The sequence below is a fragment of the Natrinema hispanicum genome (genome assembly GCF_004217335.1).
Lineage (GTDB): Archaea > Halobacteriota > Halobacteria > Halobacteriales > Natrialbaceae > Natrinema > Natrinema hispanicum.
In genome coordinates, this window is sequence record NZ_SHMP01000003.1 from 260,573 (window position 1) to 279,195 (window position 18,623).

General features: G+C 64.5%; 21 protein-coding genes. 9 read left to right on the forward strand and 12 right to left on the reverse strand.

Translation table 11 applies throughout. The features are described 5' to 3' along the window. Positions 1-86: 86 nt before the first annotated feature. The gene (locus BDK88_RS01970) at positions 87-1,745 is read right to left on the reverse strand and encodes a thiamine pyrophosphate-binding protein (RefSeq protein ID WP_130498933.1); all 1,659 of its coding nucleotides are present in this window, start codon (positions 1,743-1,745) and stop codon (positions 87-89) included. Positions 1,746-1,949: 204 nt separating this feature from the next. On the opposite strand from BDK88_RS01970, the gene BDK88_RS01975 reads away from it, so the two are divergent. Further along, positions 1,950-2,357, forward strand: coding sequence for a CBS domain-containing protein (locus BDK88_RS01975; RefSeq protein ID WP_130498934.1), 408 nt, complete (start codon positions 1,950-1,952; stop codon positions 2,355-2,357). A 65-nt stretch (positions 2,358-2,422) separates the two neighbouring features. Here BDK88_RS01975 and BDK88_RS01980 read toward each other — a convergent pair whose 3' ends face one another. The 4 genes from BDK88_RS01980 to BDK88_RS01995 form a co-directional block, all read right to left on the reverse strand. Continuing rightward, positions 2,423-2,770, reverse strand: a complete 348-nt coding sequence (locus tag BDK88_RS01980) for a hypothetical protein (RefSeq protein ID WP_130498935.1) — start codon at positions 2,768-2,770, stop codon at positions 2,423-2,425. Between the two features lie 87 nt (positions 2,771-2,857). Continuing rightward, positions 2,858-3,271 carry a hypothetical protein gene (locus BDK88_RS01985; protein ID WP_130498936.1) on the reverse strand — a complete coding sequence of 138 codons (414 nt, stop codon included), beginning with the start codon at positions 3,269-3,271 and terminating at the stop codon, positions 2,858-2,860. Between the two features lie 53 nt (positions 3,272-3,324). Then, the gene (gene uvrA, locus BDK88_RS01990) at positions 3,325-6,288 is read right to left on the reverse strand and encodes an excinuclease ABC subunit UvrA (protein WP_130498937.1); all 2,964 of its coding nucleotides are present in this window, start codon (positions 6,286-6,288) and stop codon (positions 3,325-3,327) included. A gap of 135 nt (positions 6,289-6,423) precedes the next feature. Continuing rightward, entirely contained in the window at positions 6,424-7,074 is a 651-nt protein-coding gene (locus tag BDK88_RS01995) for a hypothetical protein (RefSeq protein ID WP_130498938.1), read from the reverse strand. Positions 7,075-7,182: 108 nt separating this feature from the next. Here BDK88_RS01995 and BDK88_RS02000 point away from each other — a divergent pair, with 108 nt between their 5' ends. The 6 genes from BDK88_RS02000 (at position 7,183) to BDK88_RS02020 (ending at position 11,284) form a co-directional block, all read left to right on the forward strand. Then, positions 7,183-7,680, forward strand: a complete 498-nt coding sequence (locus BDK88_RS02000) for a hypothetical protein (RefSeq protein ID WP_130498939.1) — start codon at positions 7,183-7,185, stop codon at positions 7,678-7,680. 66 nt (positions 7,681-7,746) lie between these two features. Then, positions 7,747-8,538 carry a hypothetical protein gene (locus BDK88_RS02005; protein WP_130498940.1) on the forward strand — a complete coding sequence of 264 codons (792 nt, stop codon included), beginning with the start codon at positions 7,747-7,749 and terminating at the stop codon, positions 8,536-8,538. 110 nt (positions 8,539-8,648) lie between these two features. Further along, positions 8,649-8,798: a DUF7557 family protein gene (locus BDK88_RS21020; RefSeq protein WP_165396894.1), complete on the forward strand. Its 150-nt coding sequence runs from the start codon at positions 8,649-8,651 to the stop codon at positions 8,796-8,798. A 4-nt stretch (positions 8,799-8,802) separates the two neighbouring features. Continuing rightward, the gene (locus BDK88_RS02010) at positions 8,803-9,516 is read left to right on the forward strand and encodes a triose-phosphate isomerase (protein ID WP_130498941.1); all 714 of its coding nucleotides are present in this window, start codon (positions 8,803-8,805) and stop codon (positions 9,514-9,516) included. A gap of 32 nt (positions 9,517-9,548) precedes the next feature. Continuing rightward, entirely contained in the window at positions 9,549-9,965 is a 417-nt protein-coding gene (locus tag BDK88_RS02015) for a universal stress protein (protein ID WP_130498942.1), read from the forward strand. 68 nt (positions 9,966-10,033) lie between these two features. After that, entirely contained in the window at positions 10,034-11,284 is a 1,251-nt protein-coding gene (locus BDK88_RS02020; protein ID WP_130498943.1) for a digeranylgeranylglycerophospholipid reductase, read from the forward strand. A gap of 23 nt (positions 11,285-11,307) precedes the next feature. On the opposite strand, the gene BDK88_RS02025 is transcribed toward BDK88_RS02020, so the two are convergent. Further along, a complete protein-coding gene (locus BDK88_RS02025) occupies positions 11,308-12,948 on the reverse strand; it encodes a potassium channel family protein (protein ID WP_130498944.1) in 1,641 nt (546 codons plus the stop codon). A 162-nt stretch (positions 12,949-13,110) separates the two neighbouring features. On the opposite strand from BDK88_RS02025, the gene BDK88_RS02030 reads away from it, so the two are divergent. Further along, positions 13,111-13,908 carry a ZIP family metal transporter gene (locus BDK88_RS02030; RefSeq protein WP_130498945.1) on the forward strand — a complete coding sequence of 266 codons (798 nt, stop codon included), beginning with the start codon at positions 13,111-13,113 and terminating at the stop codon, positions 13,906-13,908. A gap of 104 nt (positions 13,909-14,012) precedes the next feature. Continuing rightward, positions 14,013-14,468 carry a universal stress protein gene (locus BDK88_RS02035; protein WP_130498946.1) on the forward strand — a complete coding sequence of 152 codons (456 nt, stop codon included), beginning with the start codon at positions 14,013-14,015 and terminating at the stop codon, positions 14,466-14,468. A 19-nt stretch (positions 14,469-14,487) separates the two neighbouring features. On the opposite strand, the gene BDK88_RS02040 is transcribed toward BDK88_RS02035, so the two are convergent. The 6 genes from BDK88_RS02040 to BDK88_RS02065 all read right to left on the reverse strand — a co-directional run bounded on the left by BDK88_RS02040 (position 14,488) and on the right by BDK88_RS02065 (position 18,478). Next, on the reverse strand, positions 14,488-14,898 hold the full coding sequence (locus BDK88_RS02040; protein WP_130498947.1) for a hypothetical protein: 411 nt from the start codon (positions 14,896-14,898) through the stop codon (positions 14,488-14,490). A 153-nt stretch (positions 14,899-15,051) separates the two neighbouring features. After that, positions 15,052-15,519, reverse strand: coding sequence for a phosphopantetheine adenylyltransferase (locus tag BDK88_RS02045; RefSeq protein ID WP_130498948.1), 468 nt, complete (start codon positions 15,517-15,519; stop codon positions 15,052-15,054). A 76-nt stretch (positions 15,520-15,595) separates the two neighbouring features. After that, complete coding sequence (locus BDK88_RS02050) at positions 15,596-16,168, reverse strand: cysteine hydrolase family protein (protein WP_130498949.1); 573 nt, start codon at positions 16,166-16,168, stop codon at positions 15,596-15,598. Next, on the reverse strand, positions 16,165-16,962 hold the full coding sequence (locus BDK88_RS02055; RefSeq protein ID WP_130498950.1) for a YqcI/YcgG family protein: 798 nt from the start codon (positions 16,960-16,962) through the stop codon (positions 16,165-16,167). The genes BDK88_RS02050 and BDK88_RS02055 overlap by 4 nt, the downstream gene beginning before the upstream one ends. A 280-nt stretch (positions 16,963-17,242) precedes the next feature. Next, the gene (locus BDK88_RS02060; protein ID WP_130498951.1) at positions 17,243-17,731 is read right to left on the reverse strand and encodes an MOSC domain-containing protein; all 489 of its coding nucleotides are present in this window, start codon (positions 17,729-17,731) and stop codon (positions 17,243-17,245) included. A 54-nt stretch (positions 17,732-17,785) separates the two neighbouring features. Further along, positions 17,786-18,478, reverse strand: coding sequence for a YqjF family protein (locus tag BDK88_RS02065; protein ID WP_130498952.1), 693 nt, complete (start codon positions 18,476-18,478; stop codon positions 17,786-17,788). Positions 18,479-18,623: the final 145 nt, after the last annotated feature.

Consider the following 18,623-nt stretch of genomic DNA (forward strand, 5'->3'; position numbering starts at 1 on the left):
CACTCGAGTACTGGTGCTATAGTAGCCACTGAAAGTCAATGCACACCCGATCGCACGACTGCTATGCGATCGGTGTGTAAATCGTTTCAGTTGTTACTATAGTCGCCCATCCAGTCGCTCGCCTGTGGCTCGGATGGGTCCGTCGGCACCGCGAGCACCACCGGATCGTCGGCATCGATCGCGGCTGCGAGACGCGACTGAATCTCGGCGGGCGTTGCCGCACGTGCAGCGCGCAGCCCGAGGCTTTCGGCGAGCGCCACGAAATCGATCGGTTCGCCCGGCCAGCCGTATTCACCTGCTTCGAGGCCGTAGTTCCGGTCGGCATCGTCGCTGATAATCGCGTAGTCCTCGTTGACGAAGACGACGACGGTTAGGGGCACATCCTCAGCGACGGCCGTATGGAGTTCGTGGACGCACATCATGAGCCCGCCGTCGCCGGTGAGTACGACCACGTCGTCGTCGGGATTGGCGAACTGCGCGCCGATGCCCGACGGCAGGCCGGTCCCCATCGTCGCCCACGAACCCGGATTGACGTACGAGCGTGGGCCCGCCGCCTCGAAGACGTTGAGTCCCCAGACGCGAAAGCCGCCGGCGTCGACCGTGACGATCGTCTCTTGCGGGATCGCCTCCCGAACAGCCTCGAGCGCGCTGACTGAGGGAAGCGGCGGTGACGACAGTCGCAGGTCAGCGACCCGATCGCTGGTCGCCTGCCGAACTTCGCTTGCGCGCTCGACGGCATCGTCACCGGCCGCGACCGTGCGGTCGTCGAGGGCTGATTCGAGGGCCGACAGCGCAACGGCGGCGTCGGCGACGATCCCGACGGTCGGCTCGTAGCCGGTTCCAAGGTCGTCGGGCTCGAGTGTGACGTGGATCAGCGAGTCGGGAACGTCGACCGACCAGGCGCGGGTGGCAACCGCGTCGAAATCGGTGCCGACGGCCAGCGCTGCGTCGGCGTCCGCGAGGCACGCGAGCAACTCGGGAGCGGCACTGCCGGCGAGCGTTCCGGCGACGTAACCGTCGGGACCGTCCGGAAGCACCCCTTTGCCTTTGTAGGTGGTGACGACGGGCGCACCGAGTCGGTCGGCGATGCGGCGCAGTTCGTCGCTCGCGCCGGCGGCGCGGACACCGCCACCGGCGACGATCACTGGCTGTTCGGCGGCAGCCAGAACCTCGGCGGCGGCCGTGATATCGGCGTCGGCAACGCCTGCGACGGACTCGCAGCTGTACGTCGCCGGCGTCGCAAGGGAGACATCCATCGTCAAGAAATTCTTCGGGATGCCGACTCTGACCGGCCCCTTGGGTGGCGTCTCGGCGGTCGCGATGGCCTCCTCGAGGACGACGGCCGTGCTCTCGGGGTGCTCGACGAGGACGTTGTCCTTGACGACGGTGTCGTAGGTATCGGGTGGCGTTTCGTGGATGCCGTCGCCGCCGCGGATCTCGGGTTCGGTTTCGACTGCGAGGTGGAGTATCGGGGTGCAGTCGTTGAACGCGTTCTTCAGCCCGTTCATGGCGTTCATGTCGCCCGGGCCGGGCACGACAGCCGTCGCCGCGAGCCTGCCACTGGTTTCTGCGTATCCCCACGCCTGATGGGAGACGGCAGTCTCGTGGCGGGCCATGACGAACCGGATGTCGTCTCGCGTCTCGATGGCCTCGTTCAACGGCAGCGTCTGTGTGCCAGGTACGCCGAAGACGGTGTCGACATCGTTTTCCACCAGCCGTTCGATGACTCCGCGGCTGACGTCCATACGGTCATCTCGTCGACTGGACACTTATTTTCACACCCGACCAGAGGCGCGGGCAGTCGATTCGAGCAGGCTCGAGCGCCGCCACAGAAAGACGCTGTCGATTTCGCCTCGAGCAGTTCGACAGCGACCCGAGACGTCCATATCCGTCTTCGAGAATGACACTCACCAACAATCATTATAATGAGGGAGCGTGTATCGGTCAGTATGGAAGACATTTTCGTCGCCAGGGTGATGTCCACGTCGATACACACGGTCACGCCGGACACGCTCGTCGAAGACGCCGCACAGGAGATGCTCGAGAACGGAATCGGGTCGGTCATGGTCGTCGACGATGAGAACCACCTCGAGGGCATCCTGACGACGACGGACTTCGTCGAGATCGTCGCCGAACAGAAGCCGAAAGATCAGACGCCGGTCTCGAAGTACATGACGACAGCCGTCGTCACGACCACGGCCCAGGAGAGCATCCGCGACGTGGCGGACGCCATGATCGAACACGGCTTTCACCACACTCCGGTTGTCGACGAGGACGAGGGCGTGATCGGGATGATCACGACCTCGGATCTGGCAGGCTACATCTCGCACGTGCAATCGCCAAGCCCCGCGGAATAAGCACGCGCAATCGGATCGCCACGCCGTTTTGGGTGACGGGGCATCTATCCTGCGCGCCGCGTTAGTCAGCGGCCGGCGTCGTCGTCATCTTCGGTCATCCAGCGCACTGTTTCGTCGAGGTACTCCCGAAGCATGCGGGCCTCTGCTGGCGTCAACGCGATATCGGCGTGTCCCGTCCCGTGATCGCCGACCATCGCATCGATGCTGACGATCACGCGGTGGTCCGTCTCCGACTCCGGCCGAACCGAGATGTCGGCCCGATCGGGATAGTCACGCGGCGGGCCGATCTCGAGGTCGGTTTCACCCCGTGTCACACCGATCTCGACGCGTTCGGACAACTCGAGATCGAACGAATCCGTCCGTTTTTCCTCGATCGGCGTCGGCTCTTCGTCGTGGGTGTCATCATCTGCCATACGTAGTGGTTGACCGGCAACAGCCTTGGCTGTACTGCCGATTGCGTGGCCCGAAAACTCGAGTGACTCCCACCAAGCATCACGGCCTCACTCGACGGCGAACATCGCATCGTCGAGGTGCCAGCCACCGCGCCAGCACTCGAGGGCAAACCAGGCGAGATAGCCAAGCACGAACAGCGTCACGAGGCCGGTGAGCAGCCACATCGTGCTCCCGACTGCGAACTGACCCAGTCTCGAGAGCCCGAACGCACTCGAGCCGACCGCGAGGACACTGATACCGATCGCGGCAACGCGGGGCCAGCCGAAGGTTCGACCGCCGACAGTGAGGTGCTCCCGGCGGCCGGCCAGCAGCAACGACAGGCCGACGACAGCAAGCCAGCCAGCCAACAGCAGTGTCGTCGGCTCCGTTCCGCCACCGACGGCAAAGAGAGCAGCCAGCAGCAGCGTCGCGACCCCGCCGCCGGCGAAGCCACGGCGAACGACGGTCTTGAGTCCGGTCATCTGCCAGCGGGTTGGTCGGGTTTGCAGTTAGCCGTTCTGATACGGTCACCCGATCAATCGTCGTCCATCGGTGCCGTCACGGGGTCGACACGCTCACCGCGTGGTCCCTCGAGATCGACCTTCGGCAGGAGATCCCGAAGATAGCGGCCGGTATGAGAGTCCTCGCGGCGTGCGACATCCTCCGGCGTGCCGGTGGCAACGATCTTGCCGCCGTGCTCGCCACCTTCGGGGCCGAGGTCGATGATGTGGTCGGCGTTTTTCACGAGGTCGAGTTCGTGTTCGATGACGACGATGGTGTTGCCGTTGTCGGTCAGCCGATGGAGGACATCGATGAGTTTGCGTTCGTCGGCCGAGTGCAGTCCTGTGGTGGGCTCGTCGAGCAGGTACAGCGTCTCGCCGGAGTCTTTCTTCCCCAGTTCCTCGGCGAGTTTGATCCGCTGGGCCTCGCCGCCCGAGAGCGTCGTCGAGGGCTGGCCGAGTTTCATGTAATCGAGTCCGACGTCTTTCAGCAACTGAAGCCGGCGGCGGATCTGGCTCGAGGACTCGAAGAAGTCGTAGGCCTCTTCGACCGACATCTCGAGGACGTCGGCGATGGTCTTGCCCTTGTAGGTGACATCGAGCGTGGCGTCGTTGTAGCGAGCGCCGTCACACTCCTCGCAGGGGACGTACACGTCCGACAGGAAGTTCATGTCGATCTTGACGGTGCCCTGGCCACCGCACTCCTCACAGCGACCGCCCTTGACGTTAAACGAGAAGCGCCCCTTCTCGTAGCCGCGCTGTTTCGCGAGTTTGGTCTCGGCGAACAGTTCGCGGACGTAGTCGAAGACGTTGGTGTAGGTTGCGGGGTTCGACCGGGGCGTGCGGCCGATCGGCGACTGATCGATCAGCCGGACGGTTTCGATCTCCGCGAGCCCCTCGAGGGCGTCGTGGTCGCCCGGGATCACGCTCGTGTTATCGTTCATTTCGCGAGCGAGGCCCTTGTAGAGCACCTCGTGCATGAGCGTGGACTTGCCCGAACCCGACACCCCGGTGATCGCCGTAAAGCAGCCAAGCGGGATGTCGACGTCGAGATCGTCCAGGTTGTGCTGGCGTGCACCACGGATGGTCAACGATCCGTCAGGATTGCGCCGTTCGTCAGGGACGGGGATCTGCTTGCGCCCGGAGAGGTAGTCACCGGTGATCGACGCTTCGGTTGCCTTGACCTCCTCGACGGGGCCGTTGGCGACGACCTCGCCGCCGCGCTTGCCGGGGCCGGGCCCCATGTCGATGACGTTGTCCGCGCGGCGCATCGTCTCCTCGTCGTGTTCGACGACCAGCAGGGTATTCCCGAGGTCGCGCAGCTCACAGAGCGTATCGAGCAGCCGGTCGTTGTCACGCTGGTGGAGCCCGATCGAGGGCTCGTCGAGCACATAGAGGACGCCGACCAGTCCGGAACCGATCTGGGTCGCAAGCCGGATGCGCTGGCTCTCGCCGCCCGAGAGCGTCGAAGCCTCGCGATCGAGCGTGAGATACTCGAGGCCGACCTCGGTCATGAAGCCGAGTCGCGCGCGGATTTCCTTCAAGATCTCCTCGGCGATCACCTTCTGGCGCTCGGTGAGGTCGGCTTCCATCGCTTCGAAGTGCGCCAAGGCGTCGCCGATGCTCATCGAATTGATCTCCGTGATCGACGTGTCGTCGACCAGCACCGCACGCGAGGCGGGTTTCAGGCGCGTGCCGTCACAGGCCGGACACTCCGTGACCGACATGTAGTCCTCGATGTGTTCGCGCGTCGAGTCCGAATCGGTCTCGATGTACCGCCGCTCCAAGTTGGGAATAACGCCCTCGAAGCGCTTTTTCTTCCGGCGGGTGCCGTTTTTCGTCTGTCGCTTGAACAGTACCTGCTCGTCGGTGCCGTAGAGAAACGCCTGCTGGATGTCTTCGTCGAGTTCCTCGAAGGGCGTCTCGAGCGAAACGTCGAAGTGTGCGGCGACGGCGTCGAGTCGGGTCCGATAGTACGACCGGTTGTAGCTCCAGGGCTCGAAGACGTGTTTCAGGGGCTTGGACTCGTCTTGGATGACGAGGTCCTCGTCGACCTCCTTGGTCTCGCCGAGGCCCTCACACTCGGGACAGGCACCGTGGGGCGAATTAAAGGAGAACGAGCGGGTCTCGATCTCGGGCACGTCGATCCCGCAGTGGGTACACGCGAGATCCTTCGAGAACTCGACGACGAAGCGGTCGTCTTCTTCGGTCTCGTCACCGAGCGCACCGGTTCGGCGGGCTTCTGCGCCGAGATCCTCGGCGACTTCCTCGGAGGTGTCCGGGAGAATGACCTTCAGGACGCCCTCGGCCTCGTCGAGCGCCGTCTCGACGCTGTCGATGATCCGCGGGCGATCCTCGACCGAGACTTTCACGCGGTCGACGATCACGTCGATCGTGTGATCGAAGTTCTCGTCCAGATCGGGGTCCTCGAGCGTCAGATCGTGTTCCTCGCCGTCGATTTCGACGCGGGCATACCCCTCCGAGACGAGTTCCGCGAAGAGATCCTCGAAAGCTCCCTTCTGGTCGCGGACGACGGGTGCCGCGAGTTTGGCTTTGGTCCCTTCGGGCAGCTCGAGGATGCGCTCGACCATGTTCTGGGCGCTCTGCTCGCCGACCTCGCGGCCACACTCCGGACAGTGGGGCGTGCCGACGCGAGCGTAGAGCAAGCGCAGGTAGTCGTGTAGTTCGGTGACCGTCCCGACCGTCGATCGGGGGTTGTTCGCGGCGTTCTTTTGATCGATCGAAATCGCCGGCGAGAGGCCCTCAACGGTCTCGACCTGGGGTTTGTCCATCTGGCCGAGGAAGTTCCGTGCATACGCCGAGAGGCTCTCGATGTATCGGCGCTGGCCTTCGGCATAGACCGTCTCGAACGCCAGCGAGGATTTGCCCGACCCAGAGAGGCCGGTGACGACAGTGAACTCCTCGCGTGGGATCGTCACGTCGATGTCCTTGAGGTTGTGTTCCTCCGCCCCGCGAACGTCGATGGTGTCCTTGCTCATCGTTCGCTCACGATCGTAGACTGTCTCTCGTGTCGATACGGGTCCAGATTCATTGTATCCGAATCAGTGGCCGGACGGACTTAACGAGTCTGAAAGGCAAATACCGTGGTCCGTGTTGGCAACTAGCGCTCGGATTTAGCTGTCTAATATCTGCTCGTGTGACTCCGACTCAGAGGGGTCGGCGGTTCGTCCCTGCCACCACTGCCCGACGATCGCGCCGGTTGCGAGGGCGACGACGAAGATGGCGACAGCGAGATTGAGCAACGGCACCAGATACAAAACCTGGACGACGAGTGCCCCGACGACGAGCGCGAGCCACGGGCTCGGCTCCGGCTCGTCACGGAGTCGACGGAGCACGACCAACCCGGCTACGATCATCCCGATCGTGTTGATGACGGTCAGTCCGACCGAGATACCGATCCCCACGAACGTCGGTACAACCTCGAGGGCAGCAGGCGCGCCAGCGTCGACGAGCAGCGCCACAACGGCTCCCAGAGCGGCGAACACGACGAACCCACCGACGAGCACGCCCAGTCCGATCACGCCCACACTCACCGGGTCATCGCTGAGCCGCGCTTCGATCGACCGCACGTACGAGCGGTCGATGCTCAGGACGAGCGCGCCGATGACGAGCGTGACGGCGACGTAGATGCCGAACGCGAGCGCTATCTCCTCGGGGGTCGTGGGATTCGCGAGGGTGTCTCTGAAACCCCGTTGTGCGGCGGCCGGCATGGGAGCGAACGCCAGGAGAGCGATCGCTGCTGCAAGCGCATGACGACGGATCATGGGGACATCTCGTGCGTGCCCATTCCTAATACTGCCGGACAACAGTCCGTGACCAGCCACTCGCGGCCGGACCAAAGTGACTTCGGCCGGCAGTCCCAAGGGGACTCTATGAGCGACGACGCCGCGGGAACATTCACGGTCGACGAGATCGTCGAGTACTGCCGGACACAGGCCGGCTTGCTCTCTGGCCGCGTCGAGCAGATGGGCGCAGAGGCCGACGAGCTCTTAGATGAAATCGACCAGGAGATGGCCGAGCTCCGATCACGCCTCGAGGCACTGCCCGACGAGGTACCTGGGACCGAAACCCCCTCGACTGCGGAGCTCCCGGCCACAAGCGAGAGCGATGTCGCGGCGATCGAGGAGCGACAGGAAACACTCGAGGAGAAGCAACTCCTCGTCGAGGCGAAACAGGCCCGGATGCAGGCCTTTCAGGAGCTAGCCGCCGACTACACCGATCTCGCAGAAGACCTCGCGGCGGAGGCAGAAGACGGACAGGCGGCGTTGACTCGCGTCATCGAGTTCGAGGCCGACGCCGACGCGCCGGCGTACTTCGACGAGCGCCAGACACTGCTCGAGGCGGCGGCTGCATCGACGGAGACCGAGTAAGCGGACTTCCCGACCGGCTGCAACAGGGGTGTATACTTATCCCGGCCCGGCGGCCACGCTCCACCTATGGTGCTCGCTCCGAGTTCGTCGATCACGTTCGATGCCAGTGATCCGGCCACGACGGTCGCGATCGGGCGGCTGTTCGCGTATCTTGCGATGGGCGTCGCGGCAGTCATCCTGCTCTACTACGCGATCATCTACATCCGCGAGGTCCTCGCGGTCGAGGCGACCACCGAGCAGTGGTACCTGCTGGCCGGGATCGGCGCAGCGATCGTCTACGCCGTCGCCGGCGTCGCCTCGATACTGCTCGAGCCAGCCTGGATCGGTCGGTTCGTCGACGGCGCGATCCTCTTTTTCATTCTCTTTCTCGCGCTCTCGATCCGCGCGATGTACTACGATCAGCCGACTGCGGGCGATCGCTCCCCGTTACTGCCTGCGTGGGCGGACTACGTGGTCATCGGCAGCTTCGTTGCTGCCTGGTGGGGCGCGTTCTTCGTCGAGATCGCCGCGACGCGGCTGGTCGTCGCGGTCGGCTGGGTCGTCACCTCCGCGTGGGCAGTCCTCTACGGCGTTCGCGCCGTCCGCGTCCACGAGGGGACGACCTTCGCCGCGCTGACCCGCCACCTGCTGCCGGCGATCGTCTGTGTCACCGCCGTCGTGTTCGTCGACCTGCTGACGAACGTCCTGCCCGGCTACGAGGCACTCGCCGATGCCGTCTGGCTCGTCGGGACGACGCTCGTCGCCGCGTTCCTCTTTACCACCGCCGTCGCGATCCGCCAGCAAGGCGGCGAACTCGAGCGGCTCTACGACTGGACGACCTGGCGCAAACAGTCGTTCGAGGACGGCTCGCTCGAGTAGCCAACCGCGTGCACGTGCCACCCGCAAACGGCTCATGTGCGTGGCCCCTGTCTATTTGACGCCGGACACCGATACGTTGACCGACGCGGGTACACCGCGGCCGATAATCCATGACACAGACACTCGAGATCAGCGACGACCTGATGGATCGACTCGAAAGCCACTGTGAGGAGGGTGAGACACCCGAAGAACTCGTCGAGGAACTCGTCGCGATGTACGAGACCGAAGGTGCGTTCCTGCAAGAAGGCTACTCCGAATAGACGGATGGGGCTCGCAGACCCCGTTTTCCTCGTCAACTACAAGACCTACGCGGGGACGAGCGGCGACGACGCGCTTGCGTTCGCGGAGACGATCGAGCGGGTCCGCGACGAAACTGGCAGTCGCTTCGCCGTCGCCCCGCAGTTGCCCGACCTCCGACTCGTCGCCGAGCGGACGGCCCTGCCGATCGTCGCACAGGCAGGCGTCCCACGAGCCGAAAGCGGGATGAGCGACGTCACTCTCGAGGCGGTCGCAAACGCCGGTGCCGACGCAGTCTTTGTTTCCCATCCCGAACGCGAAGCGGCGCTGACTGCCGTCGATCGGGCCGTCGACCGGTGTGCCGAGCTTGGCCTCGAGTCGATCGTCGCCGTCGAGAGTCTGTCGACGACCCGGATGGCGCTGGCTGCCGGCCCGGATTGGCTGCTCTTCGAGCGACCGGCCGATATCGCCACCGAGGAGGGGATGGTCCGAACACATCCCGAGCGCATCGCGGCGTTCGTCGAAGCGGTTGCCGACGAGGCCCCCGAGACGCGGACGTTCGTCGGCGGTGGTGTCCGGACCGCCGAAGACGTCACCCGCGCGTTCGACTGTGGCGTCGACGCGACGGGAGCGGCCTCCGCGGCCGTCGAAGCAGACGACCGCGAGGCGTGGCTCCGGTCGATCGCGACCGCCGTCCCGACGGCCGACTCGAGTCGCTGCGGATCGAATGCGAATGGCTGACACTCAAGTAACTGGTCCTCGTACGAATCAGTATGCACTTACTAGTCGCCCTCGAGGACTCGGAGCCGGGGTGGGCGGCACTCGAGTTCGCGTGTGCGGAACACGCTGACGACGACATGACGGTTCTCCACGCCATCGATCCGACGAACAGCAGCTACGGCGAAGTCGCACACCTCGGGCCGTCGGAACTGCTCGAGCACAGACGCGAGGACGCAGCAGAACTGCTCGCCGATGCCGAAGCCAGAGCAGCGGATGAGGGGTGTTCGATCGAGACGGCAGTGGCCGTCGGCCAGCCGGCGGACGCCATCGTCGACTACGCGGCAGAAAACGCGATCGATCTAATCGTCGTGGGCAGCCACGGTCGATCGGGCTTCTCTCGGGTCTTACTTGGCAGCGTCGCGGAACGGGTCGCTCGACAGGCACCCGTGCCAGTGACGATCGTACGGTAACGGGCCACACAGCCGGCCGGTCGGCGCAACAGGACAAACTCATTAGGGACCACCACAGTCCCGATTACATGAACGACCGCTACGACGTAGTCATCGCCGGTGCCGGTCCCGCCGGCGCGCAATGTGCCCGCGATCTCGCCGCCCGAGGGTACGACGTCGTCGTCCTCGAGACCGAGTCTGAATCGGAGTTCCCCCGCCAGAGCAACAAGTCCACCGCGGGGACGTTCCACTCCATGATGGCCTCCTTCGGGATTCCCGACGACGTGGTGATGCAGTATACCGACAGCGTCGTCCTCGAGTCCCCGCGAGAACATTACGTCCGCGAGCAGACCGGGGCGGTACTCGAGTTTGCGGACTTCAAACGCTTCCTCGTCAGCGATAGCCACGAAAAGGGTGCCGAGTACCGGTTCGACGCCCGCGTCACCGCCCCGATCATGGAGGGCGGCGAAATCGTCGGTGTCACGTACAACGGCGACGAGGAGGTCTACGGCGACATCGTCATCGATGCGACGGGACCGGCCGCACCACTTGCAAAGAAACTCGGCGTCGTCGATCTCGAACGCGAGAACCACGCCATCGGGATCGAATACGAGTTCGAAGGGATCGATATCGACCGCCCTGGCTTTGCGGACCTCCACGACGCGATGATGTTGCGACTCGACCACGAAATCGCACCCGGCGGCTACTCCTGGATCTTCCACACGGGAGAAGACACCGCGAAGGTCGGTCTCTGTTACATCCAGAACGGTAGCCACGAGCGGTACAGCCGGAGCAGTTTCACCATCGACGACTACCTCGACCACTGGCTCGAGACAGATCCGCGATTCCGGGACGCCACGCGACTCGAGGGCAAACAGCACCGCGGCTCGGCCCACATTCAGGCACCAGGAACGATGCACACCGATCGGTTCATGGCGATCGGCGACACCGTTCCGAGCCTCGATCCGCTCTGGGGCGAAGGCATCAACAAGTGCATGCAGTCCGGTCGCGCGGCCGCCGCCACTGCCGACAGCTGTCTCAAACACGACGGCGTCGAGCCGACCGCCGAGAACCTCGAAGTCTACGATACCCTCTGGCACCGTGACGTCGCGCCCAACGCGAACAAGCGGCTCCTGATGACTCAACTGCTCTATCTCGCCTCCAACGAACGCTACGACCAGCTCATGCGGGACCTCCAGCGTCTCGACAACGACACGCTGGCCCAAGCGAACAAGGGCGATATTCGCTCTATCGTGCGCTTGTTCGACACGGACGACGTGCCGTTGCTCGCCCGGTTCGCGAAACAGCAGTTGAATCTCGATCTCGGCTCTCTCCTATAGGTCGTCGACGCTGTCGGTCGCGTTCACGCGAGAAACTGCGCTTCGAACGATCGAACGCTGTCGTCCGTTCCCGCGAGGATCACCTCGTCGTCGGCGTCGAAGACGAACGACGCCGGGTCGAAATCCGTGATCGTCTCGCCGTCTCGACGCACAGCGAGGACGGTACAGCCCGTCCGGGTCCGAACAGTCGCATCGACGAGCGTCTGTCCCGCTAGCCGGCCGACGGGAAGCTTCACGACATCGATCTGCCTGTCGACGGCCAAGACCTCCTCGTCTTCGAACACGGTCGAAGCGAGCATCCGGCCGCTGACCGTCGCCAGCGACTGGACGTAGTCGGCACCGGCACGGTACAACTTCTGGACGTTCTCCGTGTCGTTCGCTCGAACGACGATCGTGACCGACGGGTTCATGTCCCGCGCGACGAGCGTCGCGAAGATAGCGGTCGTATCGTCGTCGAGGGTCACGATTATCGTCGACGCGTTGTCGATCCCCGCCTCGCGGACCGTCGTCGGGTCGCGAGCGTCGCCGACCACGTCGACCCCCTCCATCTCGCCGATGTCGAGGACGGTCACGTTCGTGTTCGTCTCCGCGAGTGCCCCACCCGCGGCCGCCCCGGACTCGCCATAGCCAGCGATGATTGCACACTGGGCCGCAAACGGCAGCACCGTCGACGTCGCTTCCGCCCGGAGTTCGTCGATCCGCTCGGGTTCCCCCGCGACGAGCAGTCGCGTCTCGGTGTCGAGTTTCCGGTCGTTCGGGATCGGACTCTCGAACGTTCCGCCGAACCATGCACCGATGCCGTCCACGCCGAACTGCTCGCGGAGCTGGATCTCCCCGGCAGTCCGACCATGCAGATCGCTCCCCTCGGCGATCGACAGCTCGACCAGTTCCAGATCGTTCCCGATCTCGACCCCCTCGTCGACCGCAGTCGTCACCGCCGTCGGCACCCGATGGGCGAGACTCTCACCGAGCATCTGACGGGGCGAGAGCACCTCGTCCGCGCCAGCGATCCGATGATACTCGCCGAGACGCTGCTCTTCGACCAGCGTCACGATCCGCACGTCGGGATTTGCCTCCCGTGCCGAGAGGACGATACTCGCGTTCGTGTCGTCGGCCGAATCGGCTACGACCGCCGTCGCTCGCTCGATCCCCGCGTTCTCGAGCACCGCCGTCGACTCCGGGTCGCCGTGGACGACCCGGTGATCGCTCTCGTGGAGTTCCGTCGCCGTCTCCTCGTCGGGTTCGACGACGACGTATTCCCGTCCGCGTGACTCGAGTTCCTCGATGAACGCCTCGCCGCGAGGCGTGTACTCACAGATGATGACGTGGTCCTCGACGTCGGGGGCAGTCGTCGGAGCCGTCGTCTCGAGCGCGCGTCGGAGCCACGGGACGGCAAAGATATCGACACCGGTGAGGATCAGCCCGATTCCGGTGAGCTGGAGCACGATCACCAGCAGGTTCATCTGGAGTGTCTCCCACCCTGCGTCCTCGCCGTAGCCGGTCGTCGTATACGTCTGGAAGACGACCTCGAGCGACCGGTACAGCGGTTGTGGACGGTTCTCGAGCGTCGCCATCCCGTAGTTGTAGAGCAGCGTGGCGACGACGGTTGTCACGGCTACCAGCAGGATGTAGTAGCCGGTTCGACGTGAGCGCCACAGTGACATACGCATCCATTCGACGGCTGGCTGTTGATGGTATCGGTCGCCGACGGGTTGACTGGAGCCAATGGCTGGCACTCGCGGCCCCGTCGCTGGATTCGTTCAGCGAGCCCGACACGAACGCCGCGACCGCCGCCGATTTATACGTTGGCACTAATCGTTCGGCAGATGGCACTGCTGGAGAACCTCATGTTCGTCTTCGTTGCCGGCTTCATCACGGCGTTGGCGACCGGGCTCGGCGCGCTCCCGTTTTTCTTCTTCGACGACATTAGCGATCGATACAACGTGGTTCTCTGGGGGGTATCCTCTGGGATCATGCTCTCGGCGTCGACGTTCGGGCTCATCGATGAGGGGCTGGCCGAAGGGACGCCCCTCGAGATCGGGATCGGTATGGTCGCCGGCGTCGCGCTGGTCGTCGTCGCCCACGATATCCTGATGGACGCCGAGATCGACCCACGACAGTACGAGGAAGCCGACTTCAAGAAACTCGTGCTCATCCTCGGCGTGTTAACCGTCCATAGCTTCCCCGAAGGCATCGCCGTCGGCGTCTCCTTTGCCGACCTCGGACTCGAGGGCGGAGCCGAGGTCCTCGGGTTTACCGTGCCACTTTTGGCGGTGTTCATGACGATCGCGATTTCGATCCACAACATCCCGGAGGGAACGGCGATTTCGATCCCGCTGCAGTCGATGAACGTCTCCGAATGGAAGATGGTCTGGTGGGCCGTCTTCTCGAGTCTGCCCCAGCCGCTCGGGGCCGTCATCGCGTTTGGCTTCGTCAGCTACGCTCGCGAGTTCCTTCCCTACGGGTTCGGCTTCGCCGCCGGCGCGATGATCTACCTCGTCCTCACGGAGTTCATCCCGGAGGCGCTCGATATCGGGAAGCGACTCCCCAGCGGCGGCAAGCCGGAACTCGCCGGCGGCATCGTCGCCGGCGTTCTCGTTATGGTGCCGCTGGCGTTCATCTGAGCGCTCACGACTCTCAGGCTCGGCGGTCGCGCCGAACGAACCGGTCCGTCCGACAGTCTCCCGTTCCGGCAAGAATTTTACGCGTCTAGCCGTAGTGGCGGGCAGTGTTCGAGACGATTCTGATTCCGACCGACGGCAGCGACCACGCCGAGGCCGCCGCCGAGACCGGCATCGAACTCGCGACCGTCCACAACGCGACGGTCCACGTTGCCTGTGTCGCCGACACCGGCCCGCTTGGTGACCTTCGGCTCCCCGGTGACGCCACAAGTGCCGAGGACGCGATGCGCGGCCGGGCCCAGGAGCACGTCGACGCGATCGTCGACCGCGCCGAAGCGGCGGATCTCGCAGTCACCGGCACAGTTCTCGAGGGCCCGCCGGAGGACGAACTGCTCGAGTACGCTCGGGAGATCGACGCCGACGTGATCGTCATGGGCACACGCGGTCGCGGCGGCGTCCACCGGCTGGCGATGGGCAGCGTCACCGATCACGTCGTTCGGTTCGGCGAGATTCCGGTACTGGTCGCGAACTCGGGGGCCCACCCCGACGAGGACGTGTCGTAAGCGGTGTGTCTGACCGGCTCTATCGTGCGATTTCGTTGATCGCTTCCGTTCGGCGGCCGATCGACCAGCCGATCAGCGCGAGCCCGACGTAGATCCCGAGCGCGGGCAGGGCATAGACACTGACGAGTCCCTCGAGCGGGACGCCGACCGCGTCGAAGGCCAACAAGAGCAGCAACGAGACAAGCAGGACCGCGATTCCGAGGTCCGCAGCGCGCATGTTGGGAAACTCCTGTCCGGCGGGCGCAGCGATCACCCGTCCGAGTGCGTAGAACACGAGCATGTACGTTGCCCAGCCAGCGCCGAGCGTCAGCACGGTCAACAGCACGTCATCGGGCAGATAGCGCGGCAGAACGGACAGGTGGAGAACACCCGTCACGAGCACCGCGCTGCCCAGCAACACGACCAACAGCGGTCTGCGATCGTCACTCATTATATAAAACGACAGTCTCCCGATCCATTACTATTGTGTCATACAGGCTGCTATCCCGGGTTCCCGGTGGGACCACAGGCCAGCGGCGGTTGCACGGAACTGACGACAGCAGTCCGTATGATAGACGGGGCCGGCAGCGATCACGACGGGACCTTACTCGAGCAGCCGTCCGTGTTCGTCGATCTCGCCCGTGACGATCCGCGTCGAGGAAATCCGTTCGCCGTCGTCGGCGTAGACGTAGGGCGCGACGATCCCCGACAGCGGCTCGAGGCCTCGCTCACGCCGCTGGTCGTTGATGTCCTCGAGTTCGGGGGCCGTCTCGGGGGAGACCACCAGCGCGTCGAGCGCGGGGTCGGTGGCCGCGATCCCAAGTTCGGTCTCGAGTCGCCGGATTTCGACGTCGCGATCCCACTCGTCGAGGTCGCTGATCGCGTCCATCACGGCAGCCACTCGCTCGTCGAACGGCGGGATCGGTCGTGGTTCGTGGCGCGTCTCGGTCGCGAGATCGTCGCTGGTCAGCGCGACGACGACGCCGTCCGCGCCGAACCGGAGCGCGTGTTCGAACAGGGACCGGTGGCCGTCGTGGAGCGGCCCGAACGTGCCAGCGACGACGACTCGCATACAGGGGTATGCCACGGGCAAGTCCATAAGAGCACTGCGACCCGTGGGTCGATAGCGGTGGCTCGCGATCGACAGATCAGGACTCGAGGAGCGCGGCGGTCGTCGCGATCTCAGCGAACTCGCCCGCGAGTTGGGCGAGCGCGGTGCGGTGGACCGTCTCCGCATCGAAGGTTTCGTCGTCGAGCGAGCGCTCGAATGTCGCGGTCGCGTCGCGAACGATAACGGGATCGAACCCGAGGTTCTCGGCCATCCGGGTGCTCGTCGAGACGCAATGATCCGTCGTGAGTCCAGCAATGACGACCGTCTCGAGTTCCCGCTCGCGCAGCCAGTCTTCGAGGTCAGTCCCGATGAACGCGCTGTTGACCGATTTCGCCATCGTGGGCTCGCCCTCGATGGGGGCCGTCTCGGGTTTGAACGCGAAGCCAGACCGGTCACCCCGGAGCGGCGAGTCGGGTTCCGTCGAGTCGTGGCGGACGTGGACGATCGGCCGGTCGGTCTCGCGCCAGTGCTCGAGCAGCCGCGCTGCGTTCGTTTCCGCGTCGGGGTTGTTGCGCTCCCCCCAGACGGGGTCGTCGAAGCCCTGCTGGAAGTCGATCAGGACGAGGGCGGCGTTCTCGAGCCCGTTGGCCTCGACCTCATCGTCGGTCATGGTAACTTCGCACCGGGTTTCGGATGCGTACGGGTGACCGTGATCGGACACGTCGACGGCGCTTGCTCCTCGTCCTCCGAGAGCATGTACTGGGGCCACTCGCGGTCGCCCTCGACACCCCAGTCGCCGAGATCGGCGTGAGGACAGACCCCGTCGTAACCCTCGAGTCGATCCTGAATGACCTCGCGAGCGTGCTGGCCGGCCTCGGTGTCGGCCGTCACATCCAGGTTCTCGAACAGCGCGCGGGGCTGGAACGTGATCTCGAGGCCGATCGGACAGTAGCGGCTCTTGCGTTTTTCGTAGAACGGGGCTCGGCAGGTCGGGAACATGGGCTCGCCGCCGAGACAGAACTCCCAGTAAGGATCGTCGGGATCAGTTGGGATGTCCTCGGGCCACGGCTCGGGATCGTGGAGGTGCAGCGTCTGGAGGATGTGCCACAGCGTCTCGTGATATTCCGCCTCCGAGAGCGGTTCTTCGGGCGGCTTGAAGAAGGTAACCAGCGAGGCCCGCTCCGAGTGATCCTCGAAGATCTCGAGATACTCGAGGACCCGATCGCGCAGGCCCAAGAGCGCATCCGCGTCGCTCATCGAGGGGACCGCAGTGTAGATCGGCTCGCCGTTCTGGACGGATTCAGCGCCGAAAAAGCAGGGGAACGGCGTCTCGTTTCGCTCGCCGAGCAGTCCGTCGCGAAACGAGTGCCAGTGATCAGCGACCCACTCCGGTGTCTCCCCGTCACGAACGCGCCGATCGAGCGTTTCCTGGTCCATCAGCGACTGGATGCCCGGTTCGTTCATCGTGTATATCTCTTCGACCTCACGAAAATGTAGTTTCTGCTTCCGCCGATCGGAGTAGCGACGAATACTTCTGATTCCTCGTTCTCGTCGCTCGGAACACGATGTCTTTTCTCCGATCAGACACGGGACAGCGGGACGAAGAGTGACCGTCGCGGTGCTCGTTCTCTCGCGCGCGCCACGACGTGTGGTCGTCTCGTTCGACGCGCCGGTTGCAAGCGTGCTCCGTAGCACCGCGGCCGGAACGCACCGGCGTCGGGAACCGTCGGTTCGACGACGGGTATCAGCGCCGGGCCGTTCCACGCCGGGCGACACGCTCGATACTGTCGCCCTCGGTCACGACGCCGTCCTCGAGAACCCGTGCCCGAAGTCCACCCCGATGAACCAGCGCCTCGCGGATCCCCTCTTTTTCGAGATGGCGCTCGAGGTACGAACACGGCTCGCAGAGTTCGATCCCTTCGCAGACGACCTCGCCGACCCGAAACCGCTCGCCGACCAGATGATTGAGCGCGATCCCCGCAGTCGTGAGGTTTCGACGATGGACGCCGGACTCGAGGTCGATCCCGTAGTCGCGTTCGACCGCCGCGAGCGCTTCGGACTCGATGAGCGTGAGGTCGCTGCCCTCGCGGTCGGCGAACGTCCCCTCGGTGGCGTAGTAGCGATCGCCCTCGAGCCCTCGCCGGGCGACTGCAGTCACTTGCTCGACGCGTTCCATCGGTGCGCCCTGCTCCGGCGCGATGTGGATCGCCCGGATCGTTCCCGTCGCTGTCATAGGTCAGCCGACGGCCGCGACTGAGGAATATCGATCGCTCTCCTGCCGCCGGGCTCACCTCCAGCGACGATTTCGCGACGACGTGATGTCGACGCCACGACTGTAGTAACAGACCGGCGATCCGGCGGGCCGGTCGAACCCGTTGGCCTCGAACAGCGTGTTCGTCTCGATGGTGACCGTCGCCGGCCGCAGCGTCCACGGCTCGTGGTCGATGTCGGCGTAGCGAAGGGTGCCGTCTCGAGCCGTCGTGTAGTATCGGTAGTGTTCCGTGAGAAACGTCGCCAGCGAGCCGGAGTCGGGGACGAACGGGTCGCCGACCGGCTCGTAGGTACCCGCGAACGTCGCCGGCGAAGCGCCCGGATGGCGTCGCTCGCTCGTAAACGCGATGCCCCGATCGGTCCCGGCGATCTCGATGTCGGCGTAGTAGTAGGGCAGTCGGTGAAAGAGACGTGCCCCGATGACGCCGAAGAGACCCTCTGCGTCGAGGCTGAAGAAGTAGACGCCAGGCTCGCCGTCCCGACTGACGTACGTCCGGAGGTTGAGTTCGGGAAGATCGACACCCATCGTTGCGGGAAGCCCGCGTGGGCGAACGTCGACGTTCAGATACGGCACGACAGACAGCCACGCCCGGTCGTCGTAGGTCTCGACGGTGAGTTCATCCGGAAGCTGAGCCGCAACGACGGCAGGATCGACCGGCCAGTTGGCAAAGAGCAGGTGTCGCCAACCCATCGCGATTGGGAGCGTCATAGCAGCGCTAGGGACAGCCGGCTAAAAACGCTGCAGCCAAACGTGGGTACTTGCCGCTATTCGTTCGACGACCGACGTGCTCGGGCACCCAGCCGCTGTCGACTGCGATGTTTTACACCCACTTTTTGGCTCGGTTGAAACCCTC

Bases quoted from the DNA above. Each gene is read 5' to 3' on its own strand.
- BDK88_RS01970 (WP_130498933.1), bottom strand. From the start codon at position 1,745: ATGGACGTCAGCCGCGGAGTCATCGAACGGCTGGTGGAAAACGATGTC.
- BDK88_RS01975 (WP_130498934.1), top strand. From the start codon at position 1,950: ATGGAAGACATTTTCGTCGCCAGGGTGATGTCCACGTCGATACACACG.
- BDK88_RS01980 (WP_130498935.1), bottom strand. From the start codon at position 2,770: ATGGCAGATGATGACACCCACGACGAAGAGCCGACGCCGATCGAGGAA.
- BDK88_RS01985 (WP_130498936.1), bottom strand. From the start codon at position 3,271: ATGACCGGACTCAAGACCGTCGTTCGCCGTGGCTTCGCCGGCGGCGGG.
- uvrA (WP_130498937.1), bottom strand. From the start codon at position 6,288: ATGAGCAAGGACACCATCGACGTTCGCGGGGCGGAGGAACACAACCTC.
- BDK88_RS01995 (WP_130498938.1), bottom strand. From the start codon at position 7,074: ATGATCCGTCGTCATGCGCTTGCAGCAGCGATCGCTCTCCTGGCGTTC.
- BDK88_RS02000 (WP_130498939.1), top strand. From the start codon at position 7,183: ATGAGCGACGACGCCGCGGGAACATTCACGGTCGACGAGATCGTCGAG.
- BDK88_RS02005 (WP_130498940.1), top strand. From the start codon at position 7,747: ATGGTGCTCGCTCCGAGTTCGTCGATCACGTTCGATGCCAGTGATCCG.
- BDK88_RS21020 (WP_165396894.1), top strand. From the start codon at position 8,649: ATGACACAGACACTCGAGATCAGCGACGACCTGATGGATCGACTCGAA.
- BDK88_RS02010 (WP_130498941.1), top strand. From the start codon at position 8,803: ATGGGGCTCGCAGACCCCGTTTTCCTCGTCAACTACAAGACCTACGCG.
- BDK88_RS02015 (WP_130498942.1), top strand. From the start codon at position 9,549: ATGCACTTACTAGTCGCCCTCGAGGACTCGGAGCCGGGGTGGGCGGCA.
- BDK88_RS02020 (WP_130498943.1), top strand. From the start codon at position 10,034: ATGAACGACCGCTACGACGTAGTCATCGCCGGTGCCGGTCCCGCCGGC.
- BDK88_RS02025 (WP_130498944.1), bottom strand. From the start codon at position 12,948: ATGTCACTGTGGCGCTCACGTCGAACCGGCTACTACATCCTGCTGGTA.
- BDK88_RS02030 (WP_130498945.1), top strand. From the start codon at position 13,111: ATGGCACTGCTGGAGAACCTCATGTTCGTCTTCGTTGCCGGCTTCATC.
- BDK88_RS02040 (WP_130498947.1), bottom strand. From the start codon at position 14,898: ATGAGTGACGATCGCAGACCGCTGTTGGTCGTGTTGCTGGGCAGCGCG.
- BDK88_RS02045 (WP_130498948.1), bottom strand. From the start codon at position 15,519: ATGCGAGTCGTCGTCGCTGGCACGTTCGGGCCGCTCCACGACGGCCAC.
- BDK88_RS02050 (WP_130498949.1), bottom strand. From the start codon at position 16,168: ATGACCGACGATGAGGTCGAGGCCAACGGGCTCGAGAACGCCGCCCTC.
- BDK88_RS02055 (WP_130498950.1), bottom strand. From the start codon at position 16,962: ATGAACGAACCGGGCATCCAGTCGCTGATGGACCAGGAAACGCTCGAT.
- BDK88_RS02060 (WP_130498951.1), bottom strand. From the start codon at position 17,731: ATGACAGCGACGGGAACGATCCGGGCGATCCACATCGCGCCGGAGCAG.
- BDK88_RS02065 (WP_130498952.1), bottom strand. From the start codon at position 18,478: ATGACGCTCCCAATCGCGATGGGTTGGCGACACCTGCTCTTTGCCAAC.